The organism is Mesorhizobium sp. M0894 (assembly GCF_040319725.1).
In the GTDB taxonomy this organism is placed as follows: Bacteria; Pseudomonadota; Alphaproteobacteria; order Rhizobiales; family Rhizobiaceae; genus Mesorhizobium.
Genome location: NZ_JAMYOG010000030.1, coordinates 1 through 25581, shown reverse-complemented (window position 1 = coordinate 25581; position 25581 = coordinate 1). Strand labels below are relative to the sequence as shown.

Genomic DNA, 25581 nt, shown 5'->3' with positions numbered 1-25581 from the left:
GCTACAAGCCGCGGCGCTCGCAGCCGTGAAGAGCGTTGCACTCGGAATCTAACTTGTCAAATGCGATTTATCGGTTAGATTTCATCGCATGACGGTATCCTGGACTCCGCACCGCTTCACCGGCGGCATGCTTGCGCTCGACACGGCGAACACCGTTGTGCTGCGGCACCATCCGGAGAAGACCTTCGACCGTTTCGACGATCCCGCCGAGATTGCCCGCTTTGCCGAAGCCGCCAGCGGCTTTCGCGCCGCCGAGCTCGGCGGCAGGCGGCTGGAGGCCCCGTCGCCGGACAAGATCGCGCCGGTGGTACTGTCGATCCGCGAAACCACCGATCGGCTGTTTCGCCGCGCGGTGTCGAAAGGTGCGATCGCCACCGCCGACATGCCTGAATTCCTGGAAGCCTGCGCCGACGGCCTCGCCCATGGCCGCACCGAAATCGGGACGCTTGGAAAACCGTTCGGCGACCCGGCGACGCCGATCGCCTTTGAGGCGGCATTGGCGGTCTCGGCGCTGTCGCTGCTGCGCGGCGACACCATCGCCAGGCTGAGGATTTGTCCCAACTGCAGCTGGCTGTTTGTCGACCGAAGCCGCAATTCCAGCCGCCTTTGGTGCGACATGGCGGTATGCGGCAACCGCCAGAAGGCAAACCGTCACTATCGCCGCCGGACGGCGGCGAACGAGGTCCACAATGGCGAGGTCCAGAATGGCTAGGCTGTTTTCGCGCTCGATCGTTGTCGGGGTTGCGCTGATTGTGGCTGCAGCGCTCGGCGCCTGTCGCGAGACGGGCACGGACGACAACGGCGATGGCAAATTGTTCGAGATTTCAGGCAAGATATTCGTGTTCAACTATCGCCTCGCCAGGGCGACCTACCTCGTTACGCTGCGGCCGTTGCGGCCGATGGGGGAGGGGCAGGTCGCGGTCGCCAGCTTCCAAAACCCGGCCGGCGGCGAGCCGCTGGCAGTCGAGCAGAAAATCTGGCCGAAGCTCGACAAGGTGACGCTGGAGAGTCCGGCGCTTCAATGCGTCGTCAAGGACAAGCCTTACGCGATCGCGATCAGCATCAAGGACGCTGACGGCACGATCCTCCAGAAGATCGACACCACTCTGATGTCGACGGAGGACCAGTCCGTCCTGCCCGACCGGCCGCTGGTCATCGATCAGCTTTATACGCCCAATCCGGACCTTGCCGGCCACCCGGACGGCAAGTTGCCGAACGAACCTAAGCCCGACTGTTCGAAAGGTCTCTGACGCATTTTTCGACGGCATCGGATGGCGCGGAATTTTATTGCTGTCGAAAACAGCCGACGCGCGGTTTCTTACGCCGGCGGGCGCGGCGTTGATGATTTGTTGCGGACCGCCTGGCGGCTTCGATTTTGTTTGACCTCCCCGGCAAGGGAAGAAAGACTATAGGTACTTGACTCCGACGTTGGCCGCGCACCCTCTAGGTGCGGCTTCCGCACAGGAAATGCCTGATGACGCTGCACAATGTCGCGCTCGACGACAAGTTCGACCTGGCAAAGGAGCGCATCTTCCTGTCGGGTGCCCAAGCAGTCATCCGCATGCTTCTGATGCAACGCGAGCGCGACCGCCGGGCTGGCCTGAACACCGCCGGTTTCGTCTCCGGCTATCGCGGCTCGCCGCTCGGCGGCCTCGACATGCAGCTGTGGAAGGCCCGGGACCAGCTCGCGCAGTCGGACATCGTCTTCCAGCCCGGTCTCAACGAGGAGCTCGCCGCCACCGCCTGCTGGGGCTCGCAGCAGGCCGAATTGCTGGGCGAGGGCACTCGTGACGGCGTTTTTTCGGTCTGGTACGGCAAGGGTCCGGGCGTCGACCGCTCCGGCGACGTGTTCCGTCACGCCAATCTCGCCGGCTCGTCGAAACATGGCGGCGTGCTGGCCCTGATGGGTGACGACCACATGGCCGAATCCTCGACCAACGCGCATGCCACCGAGTTCCTGTTTGTCGACACCATGGTGCCGATCCTCAATCCTGCCGGTGTCCAGGAGATCATCGACTACGGCCTCTACGGCTTTGCCATGTCGCGTTTTGCCGGCACCTGGGCGGCGATCAAATGCGTCAAGGACAACATCGAATCGACGGCCTCGGTCGATGCCGCGCTCGACCGGCTAGATATCGTCATCCCGGACTTCGACATGCCGCCCGGCGGCCTCAACATCCGTAACGAGATCGACATGCTCGGCCAGGAGGAGCGGTTGCATGAATACAAGCGCGCCGCTGCTTCGGCCTTCATCCACGCCAACGGGCTGAACCGGATCGTCTATTCAGGCGGCAGCAGCCCGAAGCTTGGCATCGTCACCATCGGCAAGAGTTATCTCGACGTTCGGCAGGCGCTCGAAGACATAGGCATCGACGAAGTGGCCGCCAATCGTATCGGTATCAGGCTGTTCAAGGTCGGCTGCCCGTGGCCGCTCGACCTGCAGCACATCGCCGACTTTGCTCGCGGCCTAGACACCATCGTTGTCGTCGAGGAGAAACGCTCGCTGATCGAGGTGCAACTGCGCGAGAACCTTTACGGCACCGCCACGCAGCCGGTCATCGTCGGCAAGAAAAACGAACGCGGCGACTGGCTGTTCCCGGCCAAGGGCGCGCTCGACCCCAACGACATTGCCATCGCACTCGGCGAGAGGATCTTGCTAACGATCGGCCCGTCGGAAGAAATTGCCGCGCGGGTGGCGAAATTGCGCCAGTTCCAGGCGATGCTGGCCGACACGTCAGACATCGCCTCGCGCACGCCCTTCTTCTGCTCCGGCTGCCCACACAATTCCTCGACCAAGGTGCCGGACGGCTCGCTCGCCGCCGCCGGAATCGGGTGTCATTTCATGGCGCTGTGGATGGACCGCAACACCGTCGGCTTCACTGCCATGGGCGGCGAGGGCGCGCAGTGGGTCGGCCAGGCGCCGTTCTCGAAGCGCGAGCACATCTTCCAGAATCTGGGCGATGGGACCTACAACCACTCGGGTGTGCTGGCGATCCGCTTCGCGCTGTCGACCGACGCCAACATCACCTACAAAATCCTCTACAATGACGCCGTCGCGATGACCGGCGGGCAGCCGCACGAGGGCGGCCTGACGGTGGACATGATCGCCAGGCAGGTGCGCGCCGAGGGCGTCGAGCGCATCGCCATCGTCACCGACGAGCCGGACAAATATACCGGCAAGGTGGAATTTCCCGCCGGCGCCACCATCCACCACCGCGACGACCTCGATCTCGTCCAGCGCGAGTTGCGTTCGGTCAAGGGCGTCTCGGTGCTGCTCTACGACCAGACCTGCGCCGCCGAGAAGCGCCGCCGCCGCAAACGCGGCACCTTCCCCGATCCCGACAAGCGCATCTTCATCAACGAGCTGGTCTGCGAAGGTTGCGGCGATTGCGGCGTGCAGTCGAATTGCGTCTCGATCCAGCCGGTCGAGACCGAATTCGGCCGCAAGCGCAAGATCGACCAGTCGAGCTGCAACAAGGACTTCTCTTGCGTCAATGGTTTCTGCCCGTCCTTCGTCACCGTCCACGGCGCCAAAATCAGGAAAGCCGAAGGCATAGCCGGCACGGCCGACCCGCTCGCGGGGGTGCCGGCGCCGGCGCAATTTACACTCGGTGAACAAGGCTGGGCGGCGATCATCGACGGTGTCGGCGGCACCGGCGTCGTCACCATAGGCGCGGTGCTCGGCATGGCAGCCCACCTCGAAGGCAAGGGCTGCGGCATGATCGACATGGCCGGCCTCGCCCAGAAGGGCGGCTCCGTGTTCACCCATGTCCGTATTGCCCGCACGCCGGACGACATCCACGCCATTCGCGTATCGGCCGGCAAGGCCGATCTCGTGCTTGGCTGCGATCTCGTCGTTTCGGGTGCAAAGAAGGTGCTGGCCGCGGTGCGCGAAGGCCATACCATCTTCCTCGCCAACACCGCCGAGATCATGCCGGGCGAGTTCGCCCGTTCGGCCGATTTCTCGCTGCCTATCGAGCGGCTGAAGAAAGCGATAAGAACTGCCGCGGGCGACGACAAGGCGCATTTCTTCGATGCCACCCGCACCGCCACCGCGCTGTTCGGCAGTTCGCTCGGCGCCAACATGTTTATGCTCGGCTTTGCCTTCCAGCATGGCGGCTTGCCGCTGTCGGACGAGGCGGTCGAGAAGGCAATCGAGCTCAACGGCGAGGCGGTGGCGATGAATATCGCGGCATTTCGCTGGGGTCGCCGCGCCGCCCACCAGCCGGATTTCGTGCGCGGCCTTCTCACCCAGCCGGGCAAGGCCACGCAGCCTGCCGCGATTGCCGAGACGCTGGCCGACATCATTGCCCGCCGCGTCGCCTTCCTGACCGCCTATCAGAACGCCGCCTATGGCAAGCGCTATGCCGACAGACTGGCAGCGCTGCGTAAGGCCGAAACCAAGGTCGTGCCCGGTTCGACCGTGGTGACCGAAGCTGCCGCAAAGAACCTGTTCAAGCTGATGGCTATCAAGGACGAATACGAGGTGGCGCGGCTCTATACCGACGGCTCCTTTGCCGCAGATCTCGCAAAGCAGTTCCAGAGTTACGACAGGCTCGAATTCCATCTCGCACCGCCGATCATGGGCAGGCGCGGCAGTGACGGCAAGCCGAAGAAATCGAGCTTTGGTCCGTGGATGATGAACGGGTTCCGCCTGCTGGCGGCGATGAAGGGCCTGCGCGGCACCGCTTTCGACCTGTTCGGCTACAGCGCCGAGAGGCGTATGGAGCGGCAGCTTCTTGCCATCTATGAAGCCGACCTGGAGCTTGTCGCCGGCGCGCTGGCACCGGGCAAGATCGAGGCCGCTGCCGCGCTTGTCTCGGTGCCGGCGCTCATCCGCGGCTATGGCCACGTCAAGCGGGCCAGTGCCGAAAAAGCCGCCGGCGAACGCCAGCGTCTGCTCGACCGCCTTTCGACGGCGCCACTGCGGCCGCAGCTTCAAGCCGCCGAATGATTCCGCACCGTGATACGCCTTGTTTACCTGAACGGTAGTTTCCCTGTTTCCGCAGCGTCAGCGGGGGATCCCGGCAGGTCTCTAACCGCCTCTCTAAACCTTTCTTAAGGCCAATGTGACACTGCTGGGTTCCCAAGGGTTGGGATCCAGGCGTGAATCTGAAAAGACAAAACGAGATTCCGGTCGACGTTTACATTCCGTTCGTGGAAACTCTGTTTCGCGACGGCGTTACGCTTTCGATCGGCATTGTCGCGCAGACCTTCCTGATCGGCCTTGTCTGGTGGAAAAGCGGCGACCCGCTTTATCTGCTTGTCGCGATCGCGATGGTTCTCGTCGGCATCTTCCGTATGAGAAACTTCCGCAAATACAACAGCTTGCCCCCGCCGGCGACCTGGGAAGAGGCGCACAAGCGCGAGAACGACTACATCCTCTATGGCTCCTTGCACGGGCTCACGCTTGGCGCCTTCTGCCTGCTTGGCATCTATTTTGCGCGCGACAATTTCGCTGAGATCGCCTCCGTCTGCCTGACGCTGGCCACGGCCACCTCCATTGCCGGGCGCAACTATGGCTCCCCGCGCATGGTCACCATCCTGACGCTTGCCTTGACGTGGCCGATCTCGTTGGGGTTCCTTTTACGTGGCGATATCTACCACATCCTTCTCGGGCTCCTGTCCGCCCCATTCCTGTTTGCTATTCGCAAATTCGCCGACACGGTCCGCGACGTGCTTTTTGCCGCCGTCTCGGAGGAAAAAAAGGCGAACCGCATCGCACAGCGTTTCAACCGCGCCCTCAACACCATGTCGCATGGTCTTGTCATGCTCGGTCCGGACGGCCGGGTAGCGGTGGCCAATGCCGAAGCCGCGCACCTGATGTCGCTCAAATCGCCGGATGCCTTGCTCGGACGGTCGATCCACGGTCTGCTGATGCGCGGCGTTGCCGGCGGCATGCTGGCGCCGAAGGATTGCCGCTACATCGAAGCCCAACTGACGCGCGCCCTGCGCGAGGGCCGCGACCGCAAGGTTCTGGTCTCGCTCGCCAACGGCCAGCACTATGAATTTTCTGCCCGGGAAGGCAGCCAGGAACTGGGCGTCATCACTTTCGAGGATGTGACCGCCCGCGTCGAGGCGGAGGACAAGATCCGCTTCATGGCGCGCTACGACAGTCTCACCGGTCTGCCCAATCGCGCCTATTTCCATGAGCTGGTCGTGGAGGCCATGGCCTCGGGCGATCCAGACCGTCTCTGCGGGCTGGTCGTGCTCGACCTCGACGATTTCAAGAGCGTAAATGATACGCTCGGCCATCCGGTCGGTGACGGTTTGATCTACGCCGTCGCTGAGCGGCTGGCCGCGATCGCCGGGCCAGGTATCACCGTCAGCCGCTTCGGCGGCGACGAGTTCATGATCTTCTTCGAACGCATCGAAGATGAAAGCCATCTGACCGGCCAGGTTGATGAGATCTTTGTCAATCTACAGGGCGAGGTCGATGTCGCCGGCCACGGATTGCGCATCCAGGCCAGCGGAGGTGCGGCGCTCTCGCGGGTCAGGGATACCGACGTCGATGCCATGATCGTCAAGGCCGACCTTGCACTCTACAAGGCAAAGGAGCTTGGCAAGAACGGCTGGCGGCTGTTCGAGGCCTCCATGGACGCTGCCTTCCGCAGCCGCCAGCTGATGAAGGCGGATCTGCGCAGTGCGGTGGAAAACAAGGAGCTGCGAGTCGTCTACCAGCCGATCGTCGCGATGAACACGATGCGGATCGCCAGTTGCGAGGCGCTGTGCCGCTGGGATCATCCCGACCTCGGGCCGATCTCCCCCGGTATCTTCATTCCTCTTGCGGAGGAAATGGGCATCATTTCCGACATCAGCACTTTCGTCCTGCATGCGGCCTGCACGGAATGCGCCAAATGGCCGGCCCAGACCAGCGTGTCGGTCAATCTCTCGGCCAAGGATTTCCGCAATCGTGATGTCATCCAGAAGGTTCGCGATGCGCTGGCCGGTTCCGGTCTGCCGGCCGACCGCCTCGAGATCGAGGTCACCGAGACGGCGCTGCTCGATGACAAGTCGCTGACACGCCAATATATCGAGGAATTGAAGCGGCTCGGCGTTCGCATCGCGCTCGACGATTTCGGTACCGGTTATTCGAGCCTCAGCTATCTCCACAAACTGCCGCTCGACAAGATCAAGATCGATCGCTCGTTCCTGATCGACGTTACCCAGAACAGCCGGTCGCTCGAATTGCTCAAGGGCATCGTCAACCTGTCACGGCCGCTGGGACTTTCGGTTACCGTCGAAGGTGTCGAGACCTTCGAACAGCTCAAGATCCTGGCGTTGCAGGTCAAGCCGGACCTGGTCCAGGGCTTTCTGTTCGGGTCGGCACTCAGCGCGTCCGGCATCGAGACGATGTCAAGCACCGTCTGGCCATTCGCCAAAGACATCCAGACCGCAAGGAAGGCGCCGCGGCGCTGATTTGCGCTGAAAACCGCGTATTTTAGTATAATTTTATTAATTGTTAACCTTAACGAGCGGTAAACGAGCTCGTACTCATTTTCATCTTTACATCTCATGACCCGTCCGTAGTGTCGGCTGGTGGCGGTAATCGCGGGGAATAGAGTTCATGTGTGCCCAGTTGAGTTCGCTCGGCCATGCGGCGAGCGCGGGCGGTGAAAATTCGTCCGAAACTATGTCTAGTTTCGCCAGGAATGTTTCGGCGATGCTGGAGCGGACGGAATACCGCCGTTGCGACAAGGGCGAGGATCTCGAGGACATCTATCGCCTGCGCTACAAGTCGTACCGTTCCAACGATATGGTTCCCGATAACGAGAACCACACCATTCACGACGAACTCGACGAGGTGCCTAACGTCTTCCGGTTCGGTGTCTACATCGACCAGGAACTCGTCAGCACACTGCGTATTCATCACGTAACGCTGTCGACGCCAAGATCGCCTTCCACCAAAGCTTTCGGTGACATCGTCATGCCGATGCTCGAGGAGGGCATGAGCTTCGTCTGCCCCAGTCGGTTCGCCTCCGACCCGGAATGGTCGCGCGTCTATCCGCAAATACCCTATCTCACGCTGCGGCTCGCCGGCATGGCATGTTTTCACTTCAACGCGCCCTATTGCCTTTCGACCATCCGCGAGGATCACGCCGGCTTCTACAAGCGGATCTACTACGCCGAGAAGATCAGTGAGCCTCGTGCCTATCCTGGCGTCTATAACAAGGTCGTGCTCTACCGTGCTGATGTTGGCGCTATTCGCGAACGGTCGCTGTCGCGCTTTCCATTCTTCCGTTCGACGCCAATGGAGCAGCGTATGTTATTCAATGCGCCCGGTGCCGGCGAACTCGCTCCGCTGACCATCCTGCCTACCGCCAAGTATTTTCGCGAAGCCGCCTGAACGAGCCCATGGAGCCTTCCGGTAGCTTCGGCGTTCTGGGCAAGGTGCTGGTGGTAGGCTGGCATCCGCCAAGCATCGCTTCGATAGCGATCCGATCCAAGGAACCGATATGACCATTTCGACACTCGCCCTTACCCCGCTTATCTCGCTGATTGCAGGCGTGCTGATCCTGGTGATGCCGCGGCTGCTCAATTATATCGTCGCCCTTTATCTGATCGTTGTCGGCCTGCTCGGGCTGTTCCCGCATCTCGCCAGCTAACGACATCGGCAATAGCGGACCTGCCATCCATTGTGATTGGTATCGCCGCGCTCCGACCCGCCTCGTTTCAGGGGTTGGGTCAGTCATAGCCGCTGCGCACGTTGCGCCACATCATTGACGCAGCGATTTCAAGTTTCGCTTGAGACTGTTGGCTGCGGCGATGCGGCGATGCGGCAATAGCGCCATTGCCCTTAACGCGGCTTTTCGCTATGTGCCTGAAAGATGTCTTCGAAGGGGTATTCCTATGGCTGAACACACGCCGACCGGTCCTGTCGAACTGGGCGCGAAGATGGACTATGCCGAGCACGACCGCACCTATGCCGGCTTCCTGATGCTGGCCAAATACGGGTCGCTGTTTTGCGCCGCAGTGCTTCTGGCCATGGCGTTCGGCTTCTTTGTGGGCGGCTTCTTCTCGGGGACCATCCTGTTCGTTCTGATCCTGGCCGTCGGCGCCTTTATTCTCCGATAACTCCTCCAATTTTTGTCGAGGACGCCGCCGGGAGCCGGCCGGCGTCTTGCGGTAACGGGTTGCGGCCGAAAGGATCATGCGGTGGGACAGACGGTTTTCATCCCTCGTGAGCTCGACGCGAACGAGCCGCGCGTCGCGGCCTCGCCCGACACGGTGAAGCGGCTGGCGGCGCTGGGTTTCGACGTGGTCGTCGAAGCTGGCGCCGGCGCGGCGTCGCGCATTCCCGACGAGGAGTTTGCCAAGGCCGGCGCCGCGATCGGCAAGGCCGGCGATGTTTCCAGGGCTGATGTCGTGCTGAAGGTGCGCCGGCCGAGCGATGCCGAGCTGAAAGTCTATCGGCCGGGCACTGCCGTGATCGCCATCATGGATCCCTATGGCAACGATGCCGGCGTCGCCGCGTTGGCCAGGGCCGGTGCTACTGCTTTTTCCATGGAGTTCATGCCGCGCATCACCCGCGCCCAGTCGATGGACGTTCTATCCAGCCAGGCGAACCTCGCCGGCTATCAGGCGGTGATCGACGCGGCTGCCGAATATGACCGGGCGTTGCCGATGATGATGACGGCGGCTGGCACGGTACCGGCGGCGAAGGCCTTCATCATGGGCGTCGGCGTCGCCGGTCTGCAGGCCATCGCCACCGCGCGCCGCCTCGGCGCCGTGGTCACCGCCACCGATGTGCGCCCGGCTGCCAAGGAGCAGGTTGCTTCGCTCGGCGCAAAGTTCCTGGCGGTCGAGGACGAGGAATTCAAGGCGGCCGAGACGGCCGGCGGCTACGCCAAGGAAATGTCCAGGGAGTATCAGGCCAAGCAGGCGGCGCTGACCGCCGAGCACATCGCCAAGCAGGACATCGTCGTCACCACCGCGCTGATACCGGGCCGGCCGGCGCCGAAGCTGGTTTCTGCGGCAATGGTCGCCTCGATGAAACCCGGCTCGGTGATCGTCGACCTTGCGGTCGAGCGTGGCGGCAACGTCGAGGGCGCCGTTCCGGGGCAGGTGGTGACCACCGCCAACGGGGTAAAGATCGTCGGCCATCTCAACGTTCCCGGTCGCGTCGCCGCCTCCGCCTCGCTGCTCTATGCGAGAAACCTCTATGCCTTCCTCGAGACGCTGGTTGACAAGGCGACGAAGACGCTTGCCATCAACCGCGACGACGAGCTGGTCAAGGCAACCATGCTGACCGATGCCGGCAAGGTCGTGCATCCCGCCTTCGTCAGGGCTGAGCAGGAGCCGCCAAAGGGCCAACATGTCGAACCGCCGGCCATTCCGGCCAAGACGATGGTTGCCGAGGCTTCGGCGAAGCCGGCTGCGAAGAGGCCGGCCGCTTCGAGGAAGTCCAAGACCACCGGAGGGATCGCGTGATGGATCAGACCCTGCAGAAAGCCCTCGACCAGCTCGACCAGGCCACAGCTGCCGTCCGCCTTGCGGTACGGAACCTGGCCACCGCGCCCGGCACCGAGGCCGCTGGTGACGCCGCGCACGCGCTGTCCGGCGGCGCGATCGATCCCTTCGTCTTCCGCTTCGCCATCTTCGTGCTGGCGATCTTCGTCGGCTACTACGTCGTCTGGTCGGTCACGCCGGCGCTGCACACGCCATTAATGGCGGTCACCAACGCCATTTCCTCCGTCATCGTCGTCGGCGCGTTGCTTGCCGTCGGCATCTCGGCCTCGGGCATCGCCACCGGCTTCGGCTTTGTTGCGCTGATGCTGGTATCGGTCAACATCTTCGGCGGCTTCCTCGTCACCCAGCGCATGCTGGCCATGTACAAGAAGAAGGAAAAGTAGGCCGCTATGAACGCCAACTTCGCCTCCTTCCTCTATCTGGTCTCCGGCATCCTGTTCATCCTGGCATTGCGCGGCCTGTCGCATCCGACCACCAGCCGCCAGGGCAACATGTACGGCATGATCGGCATGGGCATCGCCATTGTCACGACGCTGGCGCTGGCCACCCCTTCCGCCGGCCGCTTTGCGCTGATCGTGCTCGGCCTCGCCATCGGCGGCTCGGTCGGTGCGGTCACGGCACGGCGCATTGCCATGACCTCGATGCCGCAGCTGGTCGCCGCCTTCCACTCGCTGGTCGGTCTTGCCGCGGTCATGGTGGCGGCCGCCGCCATCTATGCGCCGGAAAGTTTCGGCATCGGCACCGTCGCCGATATCCATGCCCAGGCGCTGATCGAGATGAGCCTCGGCGTTGCCATCGGCGCCATCACCTTCACCGGCTCGGTCATCGCCTTCTTGAAGCTCGACGGCCGCATGTCGGGCAAGCCGATCATGATTGGCGGCCGTCACTTCATCAACGCAGCCCTGGGCATAGCGCTCATTGTGCTGATCATGCTGCTCGTCACCACCGAGTCCAAGCTGGTGTTCTGGCTGATCGTTGCCGCCTCGCTGGTGCTCGGCGTCCTTCTCATCATCCCGATCGGCGGCGCCGACATGCCGGTGGTCGTATCGATGCTCAATTCCTATTCGGGCTGGGCAGCGGCGGCACTCGGTTTCACGCTCGGCAATCTGGCGCTGATCATCACCGGCGCGCTGGTCGGCTCATCGGGCGCCATCCTGTCCTACATCATGTGCAAAGGCATGAACCGAAGCTTCATCTCGGTCATCCTCGGCGGCTTCGGCGGCGAGACATCAGCCGCTGCCGACGACGGCATCGAGCGCACCGTCAAGCAGGGCTCTGCCGAGGATGCCGCCTATCTGATGATGAATGCGCAAAAGGTCATCATCGTGCCGGGTTACGGCATGGCCGTCGCCCAGGCGCAGCACGCGCTGCGCGAAATGGCCGACAAGCTCAAGGCCAACGGCGTCGACGTCAAATACGCCATCCATCCGGTGGCCGGCCGCATGCCCGGCCACATGAATGTGCTCTTGGCGGAAGCCAACGTGCCTTACGACGAAGTGTTCGAGCTGGAGGACATCAACTCTGAGTTCGCGCAGGCCGATGTCGCCTATGTCATCGGCGCCAACGACGTCACCAATCCGTCCGCCCGCGACGACAAATCGTCGCCGATCTATGGCATGCCGATCCTCGACGTCGACAAGGCGCGCACCTGCCTGTTCGTCAAGCGCTCGCTCGGGTCCGGCTATGCCGGCATCGACAACACGCTGTTCTACAAGGACGGCACCATGATGCTGCTCGGCGACGCCAAGAAGATGACCGAGGAGATCGTCAAGGCGATTGATCACTGAAACGGCGTCTTGCCAACTCACTGCCGGTCGTCGAAATACAGCCCTGGCTCCGCGCCGGGCTTTTTCTTGGCTGTTACCGGTTCTGAAGCTACGATAGCGACCCGTCGTCTTGTCTAACGGCGTCATCGGTGGAGGTGCTGGTGCCCGACCTTGGTTCTGCCGCGTCGCCGGCCGCCGATCTGACCGCAGCAGAGAAGGTGCCGCGCAAGCGCAGCCAGGCGGTGGTGGTCGTGCACGGTATGGGCGAACAGCGGCCCATGGACACGTTGAGGGGATTTGTCCAGGCCGTTTGGAGCCACGATCCGGCCCGTGCTCCGTTCTATGCCCATGTCGCTGATCCGGCCGACCCAATGGGTGCGAAGATCAACCAGAGCTGGATCACGCCCGACAGCCGGACCAATTCGCACGAGCTTCGCCGGATCACCACACCGTATGATGTCGATGGCCGCCGCACCGATTTCTACGAGCTTTACTGGGCCGACATCACCCAGGGCACGACCCGGAGCCGCCTTGCTGCCTGGGTGACGACCCTGCTCTGGCGCAAGCCCGCCGATATTCCGCGCGATGTGCGCAAACTCTATGTCGTCACGCTTTTGGCCACCATCGTCGTCCTTGGCGCGGCGCTGGCGCTCGCAACGTCGGCCTGGCAAGGCTATATCTCCTGGACGACCGGCGTGCTTGTCACCGTCCTGGCGTCGTTCGTTATCTGGTCGGTGGACCAGTTTGGCCTGCCCTATTTCGGCGATGTCGCCGCCTATGTGCGGGCCGAAGCGGCGACGGTCGAGAAGCGCGCGCTGGTCCGCGAGCGTGGCCTCAAGCTGCTGAAGCGCCTTATGGTGGACGACGCCTACGACCGCATCGTGCTGGTCTCGCACAGCCTGGGGTCGATCATAGCCTATGATCTGTTGCAGATATTATGGGCCGATTTCAGGCCTCGAAAGCTGGAAGCCATTCGCGACAGAGCGAGGCTGAAGGCGATCCACGCCGTCGATAAGGCGACGCTGGCCGCCGATGCTTCCGCCTGGCCCGACCGCCTCGATGACCTCCCCGCATTCCGGCGCGGCCAATGGGAACTCTACCGGCAGCTTCGCGACAGTGACGCCGATCATCCGCTGCCGTGGAAGATCAGCGATTTCGTCACGCTGGGCAGTCCACTGACCCACAGCGAGTTTCTGGTGACCTACAATCTTGCCGAGTTCAGGCGCGGCATCGCCGAGCGGCTGTTCTCGGCATGCCCGCCGATCGCCGACAGGGCGGCGGGCGGGACTATGCTCTATCAGGAAGGCCGCAGCCATTCGGGCAAGCCACAGCGGGCGGTGCATCATGGCGCGATGTTTGCCGCGATGCGCTGGACCAACATTTTCGACAGAGGCAATGGCTGGTTGACCGGCGACCCGATCTCCGGGCCGATGACGGAGAACTTTGGTCCGGGCGTGGAAAACATCCAGGTCGAGCTGCGCGGCTCGCTCGGCCGCGTCTTCACGCACACTCTCTACTGGTCATTGACGGCGAGCGGCGTCGAGGCCAACGCACCGTCCGGCGTGCCGCGCTCGCACCTTGCCGTGCTGCGCGATGCGGTCGATCTCGGCCGCAAGCTGGGTGACTGAGCTGTCGGTGGCGAGCAACGCACGACAATGCTGCGCCGACAGCTCAAAGCAAGGTCCGCTTCGGGGTAATCTTCGAAGCGGACCGAGTTCGCTTAGGCGCCGATCAACGATTGGTCAGGAAAATCGCTTCCTCGTCGTCGCGCTGCCTGCCGCCAAGTGCTGCAGCCGCACTGGCAATGAAAGCCCCGACGACCAGCGACAGCGCGCCAATCAGTGAGAAGGTGGCGCCTGCCTTTCTGGCGGTGTCGGCCGCCTGCTGGGCCTTGACCTTGGCCTCCTGCGCTTTGGCGATTACCGCATCGACGCGAGCGGTGGCATCGGCTTCGGACAGGCCTGTGCGGGCGGCCACCAGCCGCGACAGATAGGTCTTGTCGTCGGCCGATATTTCGCCTGCTGCGGCACTCGCGATCAGAATGCGCGATGCCTGCGCCGTTGCCGCGGCGTCGCTCTCCGGATTGGCGGCAGCGAGCCTTGCCGGATCGGCCGGGCGGAACAGCGTATCGACGAAATACGATGTGGCGTTGTCAGTCGAGGCGCCACCAGCGTTTGCAGCAGCACCTGCCGAAGCGCCCATTGCCGCGCCGGATGCCACAGTCGAAGCGGCCTGGACACCGGTACCTATCGCGGCCGAAAGCGCCGTGCCGAGCACGCCGGCGACGAGCAGCGTCGCCAGCGCCCAGGCCAGGAAGCCGTGAGCGGTATCGCGGAAGAAGACTTCATCGGTGTGGATGCCGACCCATTTGGTGCGCAGGCGTCCGGCGAGGTAGCCGCCGAGGGCCGACGACAGCCACTGCACGACGATCAGCCAGACGGCGGTGGAAACGGCGAAAGTTGTGACTGACGCACCCGAGCCGGACCATGGCGACACCATGCTAAGTCCAAGCCCGGAGCCGAGCAGCATCAAGATGAAGGTAAGCGTCGACGCAGCAAAGGCGCCGGCGACGATTGGTCCCCAGCTGACGGCGGGGGATGAGGATTCCGTCGGTGCGGAAACCTCGGTAGTCGTTAGGGTGGACGGCATGGAAGCCTCCTACCTTGCAAAAAGCAGAATCAGAATAATGATCGGAATCGGGACTCCGAGAAGCCAGAGCAAAATGCCACGTCCCATGAATGCCTCCTGCGGCGATTGTGATCAACTACAATGCCTTGAAAGACTTTCCGTTCCGGGAGATCCTCGGTGATCTTTGTTGCGGTGCAGCAGTCGGCGTCGGTGCGCCAAGATGCACCAATGCACTTCATGCCTGCAGGCTGGGTATTCTGGATGGCGGCTCAGATGTCCAGATTGGCGACCGACAGCGCGTTTTCCTGGATGAATTCGCGCCTTGGCTCAACCTCGTCGCCCATCAGTCGCGAAAACAGTGAGTCCGCGTCAGTCGCGTCATTGACCTTGACCTGTAAGAGCGAGCGCACATTCGGGTCGAGCGTCGTTTCCCAGAGCTGCTCGGCGTTCATTTCGCCAAGGCCCTTGTAGCGCTGCATGGTCAGACCCTTGCGGCCGGTGGCAAACACGGCATTGAGCAGTGCCAGCGGCCCCGAGATGGTTTCTGAGACATCCTTGCGGCGCAGCACCGGCGGCTCGCCATAGATTTCCGATAGGCGCGGCGCATAGCGGTCGAGCTGACGTGCGTCGGCCGAATTGATCAGTGCCAGATCGAGATGCGCGAACTCCTTGACGCTGCGCACCGTGCGCTCGAAGACATAGCCGCCGATGCCCTCGTTCGAGGTCGACATGCGGCCGGTCCAGCCGCGCTCGGTGTCCTCGGCGATGATGTCGAGACGGCGGGCAACACGTTCGGCCATCGCGTTGGCGCGGCCGAGGTCGCTAAAGATCTCCGGGTTGAGCGCACCGGCGATCGCCGCCTGCTCGACCACGCCTCTGTTATAGCGGGTATGCAATCCGTTGATGAGCTGGCGGACAGCCAAGGCATCGTCGATGGCGCTGCGCAGATCCTGCCCGGCGCGCACCTCGCCCGTGCTGAGCGCAAGCGACGCTTCTTCCAGCCCGGAGCCGATCAGGAATTCCTCGAAGGCGGCTTCGTCCTTGATGTATTGCGAGCTCTTCCCGCGCGTCACCTTATAGAGCGGCGGCTGCGCGATGTAGAGATGACCGCGTTCGATCAGTTCCGGCATCTGCCGGAAGAAGAAGGTCAGCAGCAAGGTGCGGATGTGGGCGCCGTCGACATCGGCGTCGGTCATCAGGATGATCTTGTGGTAGCGCAGCTTGTCGGCATTGAACTCGTCCTTGCCGATCGAGGTGCCGAGCGCAGTGATCAGCGTGCCGATCATGTCGGAGCCGAGCATGCGGTCGAAGCGGGCGCGCTCGACATTGAGGATCTTGCCGCGCAGCGGAAGAATGGCCTGGTTCTGGCGCGAACGGCCGCCCTTGGCCGAGCCGCCGGCGCTGTCGCCCTCGACGATGAAGATCTCGGATTTCGCCGGATCGCGCTCCTGGCAATCGGCCAGCTTGCCGGGCAGCGAGGTGACGCCGAGCGAGCTCTTGCGGGTGATGTCGCGTGCCTTGCGCGCGGCTTCACGCGCGGCAGCGGCCTGGATGACCTTCTCGATGACCGCCTTGCCCTCGGTCGGGTGCTCCTCGAGCCAGGTGCCGAGCGCCTCGTTGACGAGCCCTTCGACCACCGGGCGAACCTCGGACGACACCAGCTTGTCCTTGGTCTGCGAGGAGAATTTCGGGTCGGGAACCTTGACCGACAGCACCGCGGTCAGCCCTTCGCGGCAATCGTCGCCGATCAGCGCCACTTTTTCCTTCTTGGTCAGGCCCGAGGAGTCGCCATAGCCGGTTATCTGGCGTGTCAGCGCACCCCGGAAACCGGCGAGATGCGTGCCGCCGTCACGTTGCGGGATGTTGTTGGTGAAGGCCAGCACGTTCTCGTGGTAGCTGTCGTTCCACCACATGGCGACTTCGACGGTGATGCCGTCGCGCTCGGCGCGGATCGAAATCGGCTTGTCGAGCAACGGCTTCTTCGTTCGGTCGAGATATCGGACGAACTCTTCCAGCCCGCCATCATAGTGCAGTTCATGGCGCACGATGTCGGCATGGCGGGCATCGGTCAAAACGATGCGCACGCCGGAGTTCAGGAAGGCGAGCTCGCGCAGCCGGTGCTCCAGCGTACCATAGTCGAACTCGACCATGGTGAAGGTCTCGGACGACGGCAAGAACGTGATTTCGCTGCCGCTGCGCCCTTCATAGGTGCCGGGGACCTTGTCTTGTTCATAACTGCCGGTGATGCGCAGCGGTGCGTCGGCGTCGCCATGCGTGAAGCTCATCTCGTAGATCTGGCCGTTGCGGCGGATCTTCAGTTTCAGCCAGGCCGACAGTGCGTTGACGACCGACACGCCGACGCCGTGCAGGCCGCCCGACACCTTGTAGGAGTTCTGGTCGAACTTGCCGCCGGCATGCAGCTGCGTCATGATCACTTCGGCCGCCGAAATGCCTTCGCCGGTGTGGATATCGGTCGGAATGCCGCGGCCATTGTCGATGACCGTCACCGAGCCGTCCGGATTGAGCGTCACCGTCACCAGGTCGGCATGGCCCGCCAGTGCTTCGTCGATGGCGTTGTCGACCACCTCATAAACCATGTGGTGCAGGCCCGAGCCGTCGTCGGTGTCGCCGATATACATGCCCGGCCGCTTGCGAACGGCGTCCAAGCCCTTCAAAACCTTGATGGAATCGGCGCCGTATTCGGCTTCAACGCCGTTGGCGATGTCGGTCTGGTCGCTCATGAAAACCTGTCTGATTGGTGCCGTGTGCAGAGCGCGAAAAATCGGCGTCGAATCGCGCATTCCTAATGTCGTAGATATAGGCGCAAAAGGCGGTTTTTCCAAGGTTTGCAGGCATTTCCGAACGGAATGACCGTCGCGTGAACCCGCTACCGGCGCCTGGCTTCGATCCTGGCCAGCCGCTCACGCAAAAACTTGATCATGAACTTGTATCGCGGCGCCAGCCGACCGGTCCGGTCGAGCTCCAGCGTCATGTCGAGTGCCTTGGAAAGGATGGCTTTCGGGTCCTTTGCGACTTGGGCGTAGTCGATATAGGCAACCACCAGGTCGCGCTGCCAGGTGGCGTTGTCCGGATCTGACTGGGCAAGTTTCTCGCGAATGGCAAGGCTGTCCTGAAGGGCTTGCCGGGCTCCCCTGACGTCGCGCTGCCTGAGGCGGAGCGTGGCGACTTCGGACAGCGTTATCGACAAGTCCCGCTGCCAGTCGGAATTGGCGGAATCGAGCTTCGCCAGCCTCTCCGCAATCGCGTAGCTGTCCAGATAGGCTTTCAGTGCGCCTTTGTGGTCGCCCTGTATCGCCAGGACGCCGGCGACCTTCTCGAGGCACACGGACAGGTCGCGCTGCCAATCGGTGTTGTTCGGGTCGCCGGCGGCGAGCGCGCTGGCTTGCGAGAGTGCCTGACGATAAGCCGAAAGTGCCGCCGGCCAATTCTGCTGGTCGCTCAGCGCGTTGCCGACCTTGGCGTTGCCGACGGACAGGTCGCGTTTCAGCTCGGTGTCGTCCGGATCGCGTTTCGCCAGTTGCTTGACGATCGCCAGGCCTTCCTTGTAGGCCGTCAGCGCCCCAGCGGCGTCGCCGCGTTCGCGCAGCAGGTCGCCTATCGTATCGTGGCTGACCGAGACGTCACGCTGCCGATCGGCGTCTCCCGGTCTGTCCGCCGCCAGCGCCAGCCGCACCTTCAGGCTCTCTTGATAGGCCGCCTGTGCGTTGTCCAGTTGACCTGCGACATGGGCAAGGTGGCCGATCTCATCATAGGTGATGGTCAGGTCGCGCTGCAGTTCGGCACGGTCGGGCTCTTCGGCAGCGAGCTGTTTCTTGATCGACAGGCTTTCCTGATAGACCTGTGCGGCGCCGGCCAGATCACCTTGCGTCGCCAGCACGTTACCGATCTTGTCGTCGGTCATGGCGAGGTCGCCGAACCACTCCAGATTGTCCGGCTCTGCCTCGGTCAGGTCCTGCAGAATGGTCTTGGCCGTTTCATAGTTTTGCAGCGCTGCCGGCAGATTGCCTTGCGCCATCCGCACGTTGCCGAGCTTGACGTGGCTGACGGCGAAGTCGCGCTTCACGTTGGGATCGGTTTCGTGGCGCGACCGCCGCTCGAGATCGGCTTGCAGCGCCTCGAAGGCGCGGCCAGCAGCATCGATGTTGCCGACCGTGGTATAGAGCTTGCCGAGCTCATCCAGCGTGCGGATCAAGCGGTCGGCGTCGTCGAGCGACAGCACCACCTGTCCGGCTTCGCCATAAAGCGTGAGCACGGATTCATAATCCTTGATGGCTGTTGCGTAGTCGAGGTCGGCGCGCGCTGCCCCGCCGGACAAATAGCGCGTCGCGGCTTCGGAAAGCGTGCGACTGACGAAATTGGCCTTCAGCGCGTTGCGCGAGATATTGTCGATCTCGGCTGCTTCGGCAAGCTTTTTCCGCGCGGCATCGAACGCTCCCAGCGAAAGCTGCTCTTCCGCCTGCCGGCGCAACGCTGCCACTCTGAGATCGTCGGAGGAAAGCGTCTGCATTTCGCTCCGCACCTTGACGAAGGCGTCGGCTGCCTCACGCAGCCTGGCGTTCAGACTGTCCGCGGAGAGGCGGCCGGCATCGGAACTGATCAACGCGCCATAGAGCGGTGCCAGCGGCATGTCGGCGTCGCTGGCGATCTTTTCCACCTCGCCACGCATCGCGGGCGTCACCTCGGCCATGGCCAGCAACAAGCGTTCGCGCTCCGGCAGTTTCTCCTTGGCTGTCGTGGCAAAGAACAACTGCGGCAGGCCGCTCTCGACATAGGGCAATTGCCTGCCGCGCGAGAGATCGTAGACCTCCTGCTGCACGAGCGTCAGCACGGAGCGGATCTCAAGACCCTCGGTGCCGAGGTATTTCGTCAGCGCCGCGGTGAACGGCGAATTCTGGCCGGTCCCATCCGAGGCGGTCTCGCCGGGCGCCGCCGAGAAGGCAAACAGGATGTTTTCTGCCCGCCCGATGCGGCCAAGACCCGGCCGGACCTTGTCGCTGACCTCTTTTACCAGCGCCGTTGCGCCGCGGCCTTCGCCGCCCGTGGCAGCAAACGGATCGCTGCGGCAGGCATCGAGCACGATCAGTCCGACCTTGCTGGTGGCGGCGACGGCCGCGCGGATCTCCTCCAGCGGCAGGCTGGTCCCTTCCAGCGTAGCGAGCGACGACGCGTCTGCATCCACCGGCAGGAGCCGATTCTCGCCGGCGATCTCGACGCCGTGGCCGGAGAAGAACACCAGTGCCACGTCGGCGCCTTTAGCATCCTCGCGGAAATCGTCGAGCGCCCGGCGCATGCGCCGCAGGTCGCGGTTGGTTTCGAGGAAGACCTCGAAACCGAGCTTCCTCAGCACCGTTTCCATGACCTCGCCGTCATTGACGGGATTGGCGAGCGGCCGGATCAGCCGGTAGTCGTTCTCGGCGATGACCAGCGCAACGCGCCGCTCCGCCATGGCACCGGAGGCCGTCGAGAGGATCAGCAGCACAGCAAACAGAAGACGCAAATCGAACCGCCCCGGCCCGGTCATTTCCCGGAGCATTCCATCTCTTTATGGCATGAGCAAGTTATGGCATCGGCAAGCCCGGCCGTTCGCGTTGTTAGCTGGCGCGCATCGGCCTCAGCGCTTCGCTCCAGCGGGACAGCTCGTCCAGCATGGTCTTGGCTCCGCCGAGCACCTGCTCGCTGGGCAGGAAGGCGCCGGTCTCGTCGAGCAGCTTCTGGTACATCGGGAGCGGCACGCCTTCCGGAATCGGCATGACGCCGACCGCGGTCAGCAACGGTTTGACCGCCTGCGCCGCTCGTAAGCCACCGGAGACACCGCCGTAGCTGAGGATGGCGGCCGGCTTGTATCGCCATTCCCTGAGCAGGTAGTCGACCGCGTTGACGATCGCGGGGGCTGCGAAATAATTGTATTCCGGCGCTACGAAGACGAACGCGTCGGCGGCGTCGATTGCTTTCGACCAGGCTTTCGTGTGGCTGTTTTCGTATCTGCCGAGTCTAGGATGATGCGGCTCGTCCAGCACCGGCAGGTTGAAGGCGGCGATATCGGTGAGCAATGGCTCGAATTTGCCGTGTTCGCGCGCAAAACTTTCCAACCACCTTGCGAAAACGGGTCCGGCGCGGCCCGGCCGCGTGCTGCCGATGATGACGTTCAACTGGTGCTTCAAGGCAGGCTCCCGCCGGTTAGTGGCATCTGTGGTGCTGCCACCTAAGACACACAGCCGGACACAGCAAGCAGGCACTTTCCGGTGCCCCGGTCACATTCCAGAGAGCGGATGCTTCGCCTTGTCGTCCGGCCACATGGACGCTTGCCTTGCCAGCCACTACATTGAGGGGTCAGCGGAGCAAGCCATGGACAGTCAGCCCGTCCCCTTCGTCCCGCCGGCGCCGAAGCCGCGCACCGCGCCGCCTTCGACGCTGGAGATGATCCGCATCGTCTATCGCAATCCGCTCGAACTGTGGGGCGAGGCGACCTACAACGAGCCCTGGATTTCGGTGAACGGCGTCGGTGGACCGCTGGTCATCGCCAACGATCCCGGCCTCATCCGCCATGTGCTGGTCGACAACGCCAAGAACTACAAGATGGCGACGGTGCGCCAGAAGATCCTGCGGCCGATCCTGCGCGACGGGCTGCTGACCGCCGAAGGCGAGGTGTGGCGGCGTTCGCGCAAGGCGATGGCGCCGGTATTCACGCCGCGTCACATTTTCGGCTTCGCCGAGCCGATGCTGAAACGCACGCTCGAATTCGTCACCCGTTACGAGCAAGGTGGCACGTCGGATATCGCCCACGACATGACGCTGCTCACCTTCGACATCCTGGCTGAGACGCTGTTTTCGGGCGAGATATCGGGCGAGCCGGGCAGCTTCGCCAAGGAGATCGACCGCCTGTTCGAGACGATGGGCCGGGTCGATCCGCTCGACCTTTTGCGTGCGCCCGATTGGCTGCCGCGCCTGACCCGCATCCGCGGCCGCAAGACCATGGCCTACTTCCGCAAGATCGTCACCGACACGGTGCAGATGCGCGAGGCGCGGCTGAGGCGCGCTCCGGACACGGTGCCGCAGGATTTTCTCACGCTGCTGTTGAAGGCGGAAGGACCGGGCGGGCTGACCCGGGCCGAGGTCGAGGACAACATCATCACCTTCATCGGCGCCGGCCACGAGACTACAGCCAGGGCGCTCGGCTGGACGCTCTACTGTCTCGCCGAAGCGCCATGGGAGCGCGAAAAGATCGAGCACGAGATCGATGCTGTGCTGGCGCGTGAGCCCGACCCGACGAAATGGCTCGACGCCATGCCGCTGACCCGTGCCGCCTTCGACGAGGCGCTCAGGCTCTATCCGCCGGCGCCCTCGATCAACCGCGAACCGATCGAACCCGAAACCTGGAACGGCCTCTATATACCGCGACGCGCCGCGGTGCTGGTGATGCCGTGGGTCGTCCATCGCCACAGGAAATTATGGGACCGGCCGGACGCTTTCATGCCGGAGCGCTTTCATCCGGGGAATCGCGAAAAGATCGACCGTTTCCAGTATTTGCCGTTCGGCGCCGGCCCCCGCGTCTGCATCGGTGCCAGCTTCGCCATGCAGGAGGCGATCATTGCGTTGGCGATCATGCTGTCGCGCTACCGTTTCGACACCACCGCGGAGACCCGCCCCTGGCCGGTGCAGAAGCTGACGACGCAACCGCAAGGCGGGCTGCCGATGCAAGTCACCCGGCGCGCCTCGTAAGCGGCTGAACGTCCATTCGCGCCGGTATTATGCGGCGGACTTGCGTTGGAACTGGCCCGCGGCGCGGTAGCGCCAGAGATAGCTGGGCAGGATGGTTCCGATCGACCGTGGCTGGATTCCGAGGCCGGCGAGCGTCCTGTTGTCCTTGACGGCGGCATCCGACACGACATTGTGCTGGCGCAACAGCAGGACCTGGTCCTTGGTCAACAACGGATTGGGCAGCAGCCCGAGAATTGATGCCTGGAGGTTCGCCAGCCACCACGGCATAGGCAGCAAAAACCGCTTGCGTTCGATGATAACAAGCAATTCTTGCATGCATTCCTTGAAAGTGAGCACCTGCGGCCCGCCGAGCTCATAGATATGGCCGCCCTGGACCTTGCCGTCGACCGAGTGCGCCACCGCTTCGGCGACGTCGCCGACATAGACCGGCTGGAATTTCGTCTGACCGCCGCCGATCAGCGGCAGGACTGGGGAAAAGCGGGCCATGTTGGCAAAGCGGTTGAAGAAACCGTCCTCCGGCCCGAAATTGATCGATGGCCGCAGGATCACAGCGTCCTGGACCGTCTCAAGAACGGCCTTTTCGCCAAGCGCCTTGGTGCGCGCATAGTCCGATTGTGCGTGGAGATCCGCGCCCAGAGCCGAGATGTGGGTGAGGCCGGCGCCGACGGCGCGCGCCGCTTCAGCGACAGCGCGCGCGCCGAACTCGTGGACGGCAGTGAATTTCTGCCGGCCGGCCTCATGCGCGATCGCCACCAGATTGACGACATGGTCCGCGCCTTGCACGGCGCGGTCGACCGACCAGCGCACCCGGACATTGGCCTGCACCGGCTGGATCTGCCCGACATTGCCGAGCGGCTGCAGGTGGCCGGCGAGATCGGGCCGACGGCAGGCGACCCGGATGCGGTAGCCGCGCCTGGCCAGCGCCCGCACGACATGACGACCGACAAAGCCGGAGCCGCCGAACACGACGACGAGCTTTGGGGTCTGCAGGATTTCGGTCATGGCTGGCTCCGGCGGGCTATCCAGATGGCTTGGTTGAAGCCGTTTCATAGTCCGTTTCGCGCCAAAGGCAAAGGGCGACCATAGGTCGCCCGGCATTGTTGAAGCATGATTTTCCGGATCCGCTCGAAACGGCAGAAAACTCCGCCGAGGCCCGGCTTTGCGGTAACTCCATTCGAAACAGGAACCTTTGTTCGGTCGGCGATTTTAGATGTATGGTTTGATTCCGAATGAAGGATATTGCCAATGACAAAACGCGTTGCGATCTTCGCTCTGGCATTAGCAGCAGGCTGCAGCATTGGCGCCTCGGCATTCGCCGGAAACCGGCATCACCACCAAGCTCAACCCGAACGCTATGTTCCCGCCAACGGCGACATCATCGAGTTCCTGTTCGGTGGCCCGCGCTACTATGACAACCACCTGTTCACGACAGCCGCCGAACCCTGCTCCTACAACAGGGTAGGACCGGACGCGAATGCGGCGAACGTCATCAACGATCATTATTGCGGGAAGTAGGCTCGCGCTGCCGGATCGGCCGGCCTCCTCAGCCGCTCATCGGACAAACGAATTTCTTCAGGACGAATAGCGCGCGGCGAATTCGGAAATGCGTTGCACCACAGCTTTCGGCGCGCTTATGCCGCGCGCCGCCGACTTCTCCGCGGCCTCGGCCCGGGCACGCCCCGGCACATGCACGCCATAGCGCCGCCGCAACCGGTCGAGCTGGTCCTTCATCCGTTTCTCGAAGTCCGGATCGAGCAGCTTGGGCTCGACGGCGAGCACGAACAGGCCGGTCCCCGGACTGTCCTGCCCGCCGTCGAACCATGGCGCATCGAGCGACCAGTTGGCGCCCGACAGGCCGGCAGCCAGCACCTCGACCATCAGCGCGATGTTGGCGCCGCGCTGGCCGCCGAAGGCAAGCATGGCGCCTTTCATGGCGGCTGCCGGGTCCGTGGTTGGATTGCCGCTGGCGTCCAGTGCCCAGCCTTCGGGGATCTTCTTGCCGTCCTCGGCCGCCTTGCGGATGTTGACGAAGGCGGTGGCGCTCGACGACTGGTCGATGACCAGCGGCGCCCCGTCCGCGGCCGGTGCGGCAAAGGACATCGGGTTGGTGCAGTAGACCGGCTTGACCGAGCCCGAGCCGGCAAGCACGGCCGGGCCGTTGGTCGCGGCGAACGATACCAATCCCTGCGAGGCCAGCCGTCCGGTGAAATAGCCGAGCGCGCCGCACGTATAGGCATTCTTCTGCGAAAAGATGGCAACGCCGAACAGCCGCGCCGCCTTGGCGAGGTCATCGATCGTGCGGTCGAAACCGGTATGCGCCAGTCCGCCGCGGGCATCGGAGAGATAAACCGCGAGCGCTGGCCTGGTGATGACAGGATCGGCATTGCCGTCGATACGGCCGGCTTCCAGCGCTTCGAGATAATCAATGAAATGCGACAGCCCGACGGTCGATAGTCCTTCAGCCTCGGCCGCGACGATCGAGGCAGCCAGCGACTGCGCCGCCTCTTCGTTGGCGCCGGCGCCAAGTGCGGCCATCCGGCACAGCCCTGTCGCCTGGTCGAGACTGAGTTGCATGGTAGCTGCCCTGAATTCGCGACTTTAACAGCTTTAGCCTAGCTTGCTCGGGATCCGTGCCTCGAGCCGGCGGAAGCCGAACACCAGGATACCGGTGATGGACATATAGACCAACGCCAGAAGCAGCAAGGGTTCGTAGGTGACGAAGAGATCCTGGCGCACCCGCGAGGCTACGGCATAGATGTCGACCATGGTTATCGTTGCCACCAGCGGTGTTGCTTTCAGCTGGAGAACGGTTTCACCCGCCAGCGTCGGCAGCGCCCGGCTGATCGCCTGCGGGAGCCATATTCGCCCGAAGATTTTCCAACGGCTCATGCCGAAAGCGCGGGCCGCCTCGAGTTGGCCGTGCGGTACACCGGCGAAGGCGCCACGCATCACTTCACCTTCATAGCCGGCATACGAG

General features: G+C 63.2%; 20 protein-coding genes. 13 read left to right on the top strand and 7 right to left on the bottom strand.

Features of this window, described 5'->3' with window-relative positions; genetic code table 11:
- The first annotated feature begins 88 nt into the window (after window positions 1–88).
- From NKH91_RS30580 to NKH91_RS30530, 11 genes are all read left to right on the top strand, one after another.
- Window positions 89–712 (top strand): CGNR zinc finger domain-containing protein, encoded by a 624-nt coding sequence (locus tag NKH91_RS30580; RefSeq protein WP_023718049.1) that lies wholly within the window; start codon window positions 89–91, stop codon window positions 710–712.
- Complete coding sequence (locus NKH91_RS30575; RefSeq protein WP_023718048.1) at window positions 705–1250, top strand: hypothetical protein; 546 nt, start codon at window positions 705–707, stop codon at window positions 1248–1250. The genes NKH91_RS30580 and NKH91_RS30575 overlap by 8 nt, the downstream gene beginning before the upstream one ends.
- 224 nt (window positions 1251–1474) lie before the next feature.
- Complete coding sequence (locus NKH91_RS30570; protein ID WP_352547932.1) at window positions 1475–4954, top strand: indolepyruvate ferredoxin oxidoreductase family protein; 3480 nt, start codon at window positions 1475–1477, stop codon at window positions 4952–4954.
- 152 nt (window positions 4955–5106) lie between these two features.
- Window positions 5107–7419, top strand: coding sequence for a putative bifunctional diguanylate cyclase/phosphodiesterase (locus NKH91_RS30565; protein WP_023718046.1), 2313 nt, complete (start codon window positions 5107–5109; stop codon window positions 7417–7419).
- A gap of 244 nt (window positions 7420–7663) precedes the next feature.
- Window positions 7664–8347 (top strand): N-acyl amino acid synthase FeeM domain-containing protein, encoded by a 684-nt coding sequence (locus NKH91_RS30560; protein WP_245278538.1) that lies wholly within the window; start codon window positions 7664–7666, stop codon window positions 8345–8347.
- A 109-nt stretch (window positions 8348–8456) separates the two neighbouring features.
- Window positions 8457–8606 (top strand): DUF3096 domain-containing protein, encoded by a 150-nt coding sequence (locus NKH91_RS30555; protein WP_023718043.1) that lies wholly within the window; start codon window positions 8457–8459, stop codon window positions 8604–8606.
- Window positions 8607–8850: 244 nt separating this feature from the next.
- On the top strand, window positions 8851–9075 hold the full coding sequence (locus NKH91_RS30550; protein WP_023718042.1) for an aa3-type cytochrome c oxidase subunit IV: 225 nt from the start codon (window positions 8851–8853) through the stop codon (window positions 9073–9075).
- Between the two features lie 81 nt (window positions 9076–9156).
- Window positions 9157–10431, top strand: a complete 1275-nt coding sequence (locus NKH91_RS30545; protein WP_352547931.1) for a Re/Si-specific NAD(P)(+) transhydrogenase subunit alpha — start codon at window positions 9157–9159, stop codon at window positions 10429–10431.
- Window positions 10431–10853 (top strand): NAD(P) transhydrogenase subunit alpha part 2, encoded by a 423-nt coding sequence (locus NKH91_RS30540; protein ID WP_502899045.1) that lies wholly within the window; start codon window positions 10431–10433, stop codon window positions 10851–10853. Before NKH91_RS30545 ends, NKH91_RS30540 begins: the two co-directional genes overlap by 1 nt.
- A gap of 6 nt (window positions 10854–10859) precedes the next feature.
- The gene (locus tag NKH91_RS30535) at window positions 10860–12257 is read left to right on the top strand and encodes an NAD(P)(+) transhydrogenase (Re/Si-specific) subunit beta (protein WP_023718039.1); all 1398 of its coding nucleotides are present in this window, start codon (window positions 10860–10862) and stop codon (window positions 12255–12257) included.
- 140 nt (window positions 12258–12397) lie between these two features.
- Window positions 12398–13864, top strand: coding sequence for a hypothetical protein (locus NKH91_RS30530; protein WP_352849163.1), 1467 nt, complete (start codon window positions 12398–12400; stop codon window positions 13862–13864).
- Window positions 13865–13967: 103 nt separating this feature from the next.
- On the opposite strand, the gene NKH91_RS30525 is transcribed toward NKH91_RS30530, so the two are convergent.
- The 4 genes from NKH91_RS30525 to NKH91_RS30510 all read right to left on the bottom strand — a co-directional run bounded on the left by NKH91_RS30525 (window position 13968) and on the right by NKH91_RS30510 (window position 21046).
- Window positions 13968–14885, bottom strand: a complete 918-nt coding sequence (locus NKH91_RS30525) for a hypothetical protein (protein WP_023718037.1) — start codon at window positions 14883–14885, stop codon at window positions 13968–13970.
- Window positions 14886–15133: 248 nt separating this feature from the next.
- Entirely contained in the window at window positions 15134–17605 is a 2472-nt protein-coding gene (gene gyrB / locus NKH91_RS30520) for a DNA topoisomerase (ATP-hydrolyzing) subunit B (protein ID WP_352849160.1), read from the bottom strand.
- A gap of 146 nt (window positions 17606–17751) precedes the next feature.
- Entirely contained in the window at window positions 17752–20418 is a 2667-nt protein-coding gene (locus NKH91_RS30515; protein ID WP_352849157.1) for a caspase family protein, read from the bottom strand.
- A 58-nt stretch (window positions 20419–20476) separates the two neighbouring features.
- On the bottom strand, window positions 20477–21046 hold the full coding sequence (locus tag NKH91_RS30510) for an NADPH-dependent FMN reductase (protein ID WP_352849154.1): 570 nt from the start codon (window positions 21044–21046) through the stop codon (window positions 20477–20479).
- Between the two features lie 184 nt (window positions 21047–21230).
- Here NKH91_RS30510 and NKH91_RS30505 point away from each other — a divergent pair, with 184 nt between their 5' ends.
- Entirely contained in the window at window positions 21231–22604 is a 1374-nt protein-coding gene (locus NKH91_RS30505; protein WP_023718033.1) for a cytochrome P450, read from the top strand.
- Window positions 22605–22631: 27 nt separating this feature from the next.
- Here the strand turns inward: NKH91_RS30505 and NKH91_RS30500 are convergent, their stop codons facing one another.
- Complete coding sequence (locus tag NKH91_RS30500; RefSeq protein ID WP_023718032.1) at window positions 22632–23606, bottom strand: complex I NDUFA9 subunit family protein; 975 nt, start codon at window positions 23604–23606, stop codon at window positions 22632–22634.
- 243 nt (window positions 23607–23849) lie between these two features.
- Between NKH91_RS30500 and NKH91_RS30495 the strand changes: the two genes are divergently transcribed.
- The gene (locus tag NKH91_RS30495) at window positions 23850–24119 is read left to right on the top strand and encodes a hypothetical protein (RefSeq protein WP_352484389.1); all 270 of its coding nucleotides are present in this window, start codon (window positions 23850–23852) and stop codon (window positions 24117–24119) included.
- A gap of 57 nt (window positions 24120–24176) precedes the next feature.
- On the opposite strand, the gene NKH91_RS30490 is transcribed toward NKH91_RS30495, so the two are convergent.
- Window positions 24177–25178 (bottom strand): Ldh family oxidoreductase, encoded by a 1002-nt coding sequence (locus NKH91_RS30490; RefSeq protein ID WP_352591783.1) that lies wholly within the window; start codon window positions 25176–25178, stop codon window positions 24177–24179.
- 33 nt (window positions 25179–25211) lie between these two features.
- Window positions 25212–25581 (bottom strand): ABC transporter permease subunit (locus NKH91_RS30485; RefSeq protein ID WP_352495200.1); only part of this gene is annotated, 370 nt, incomplete at its 5' end.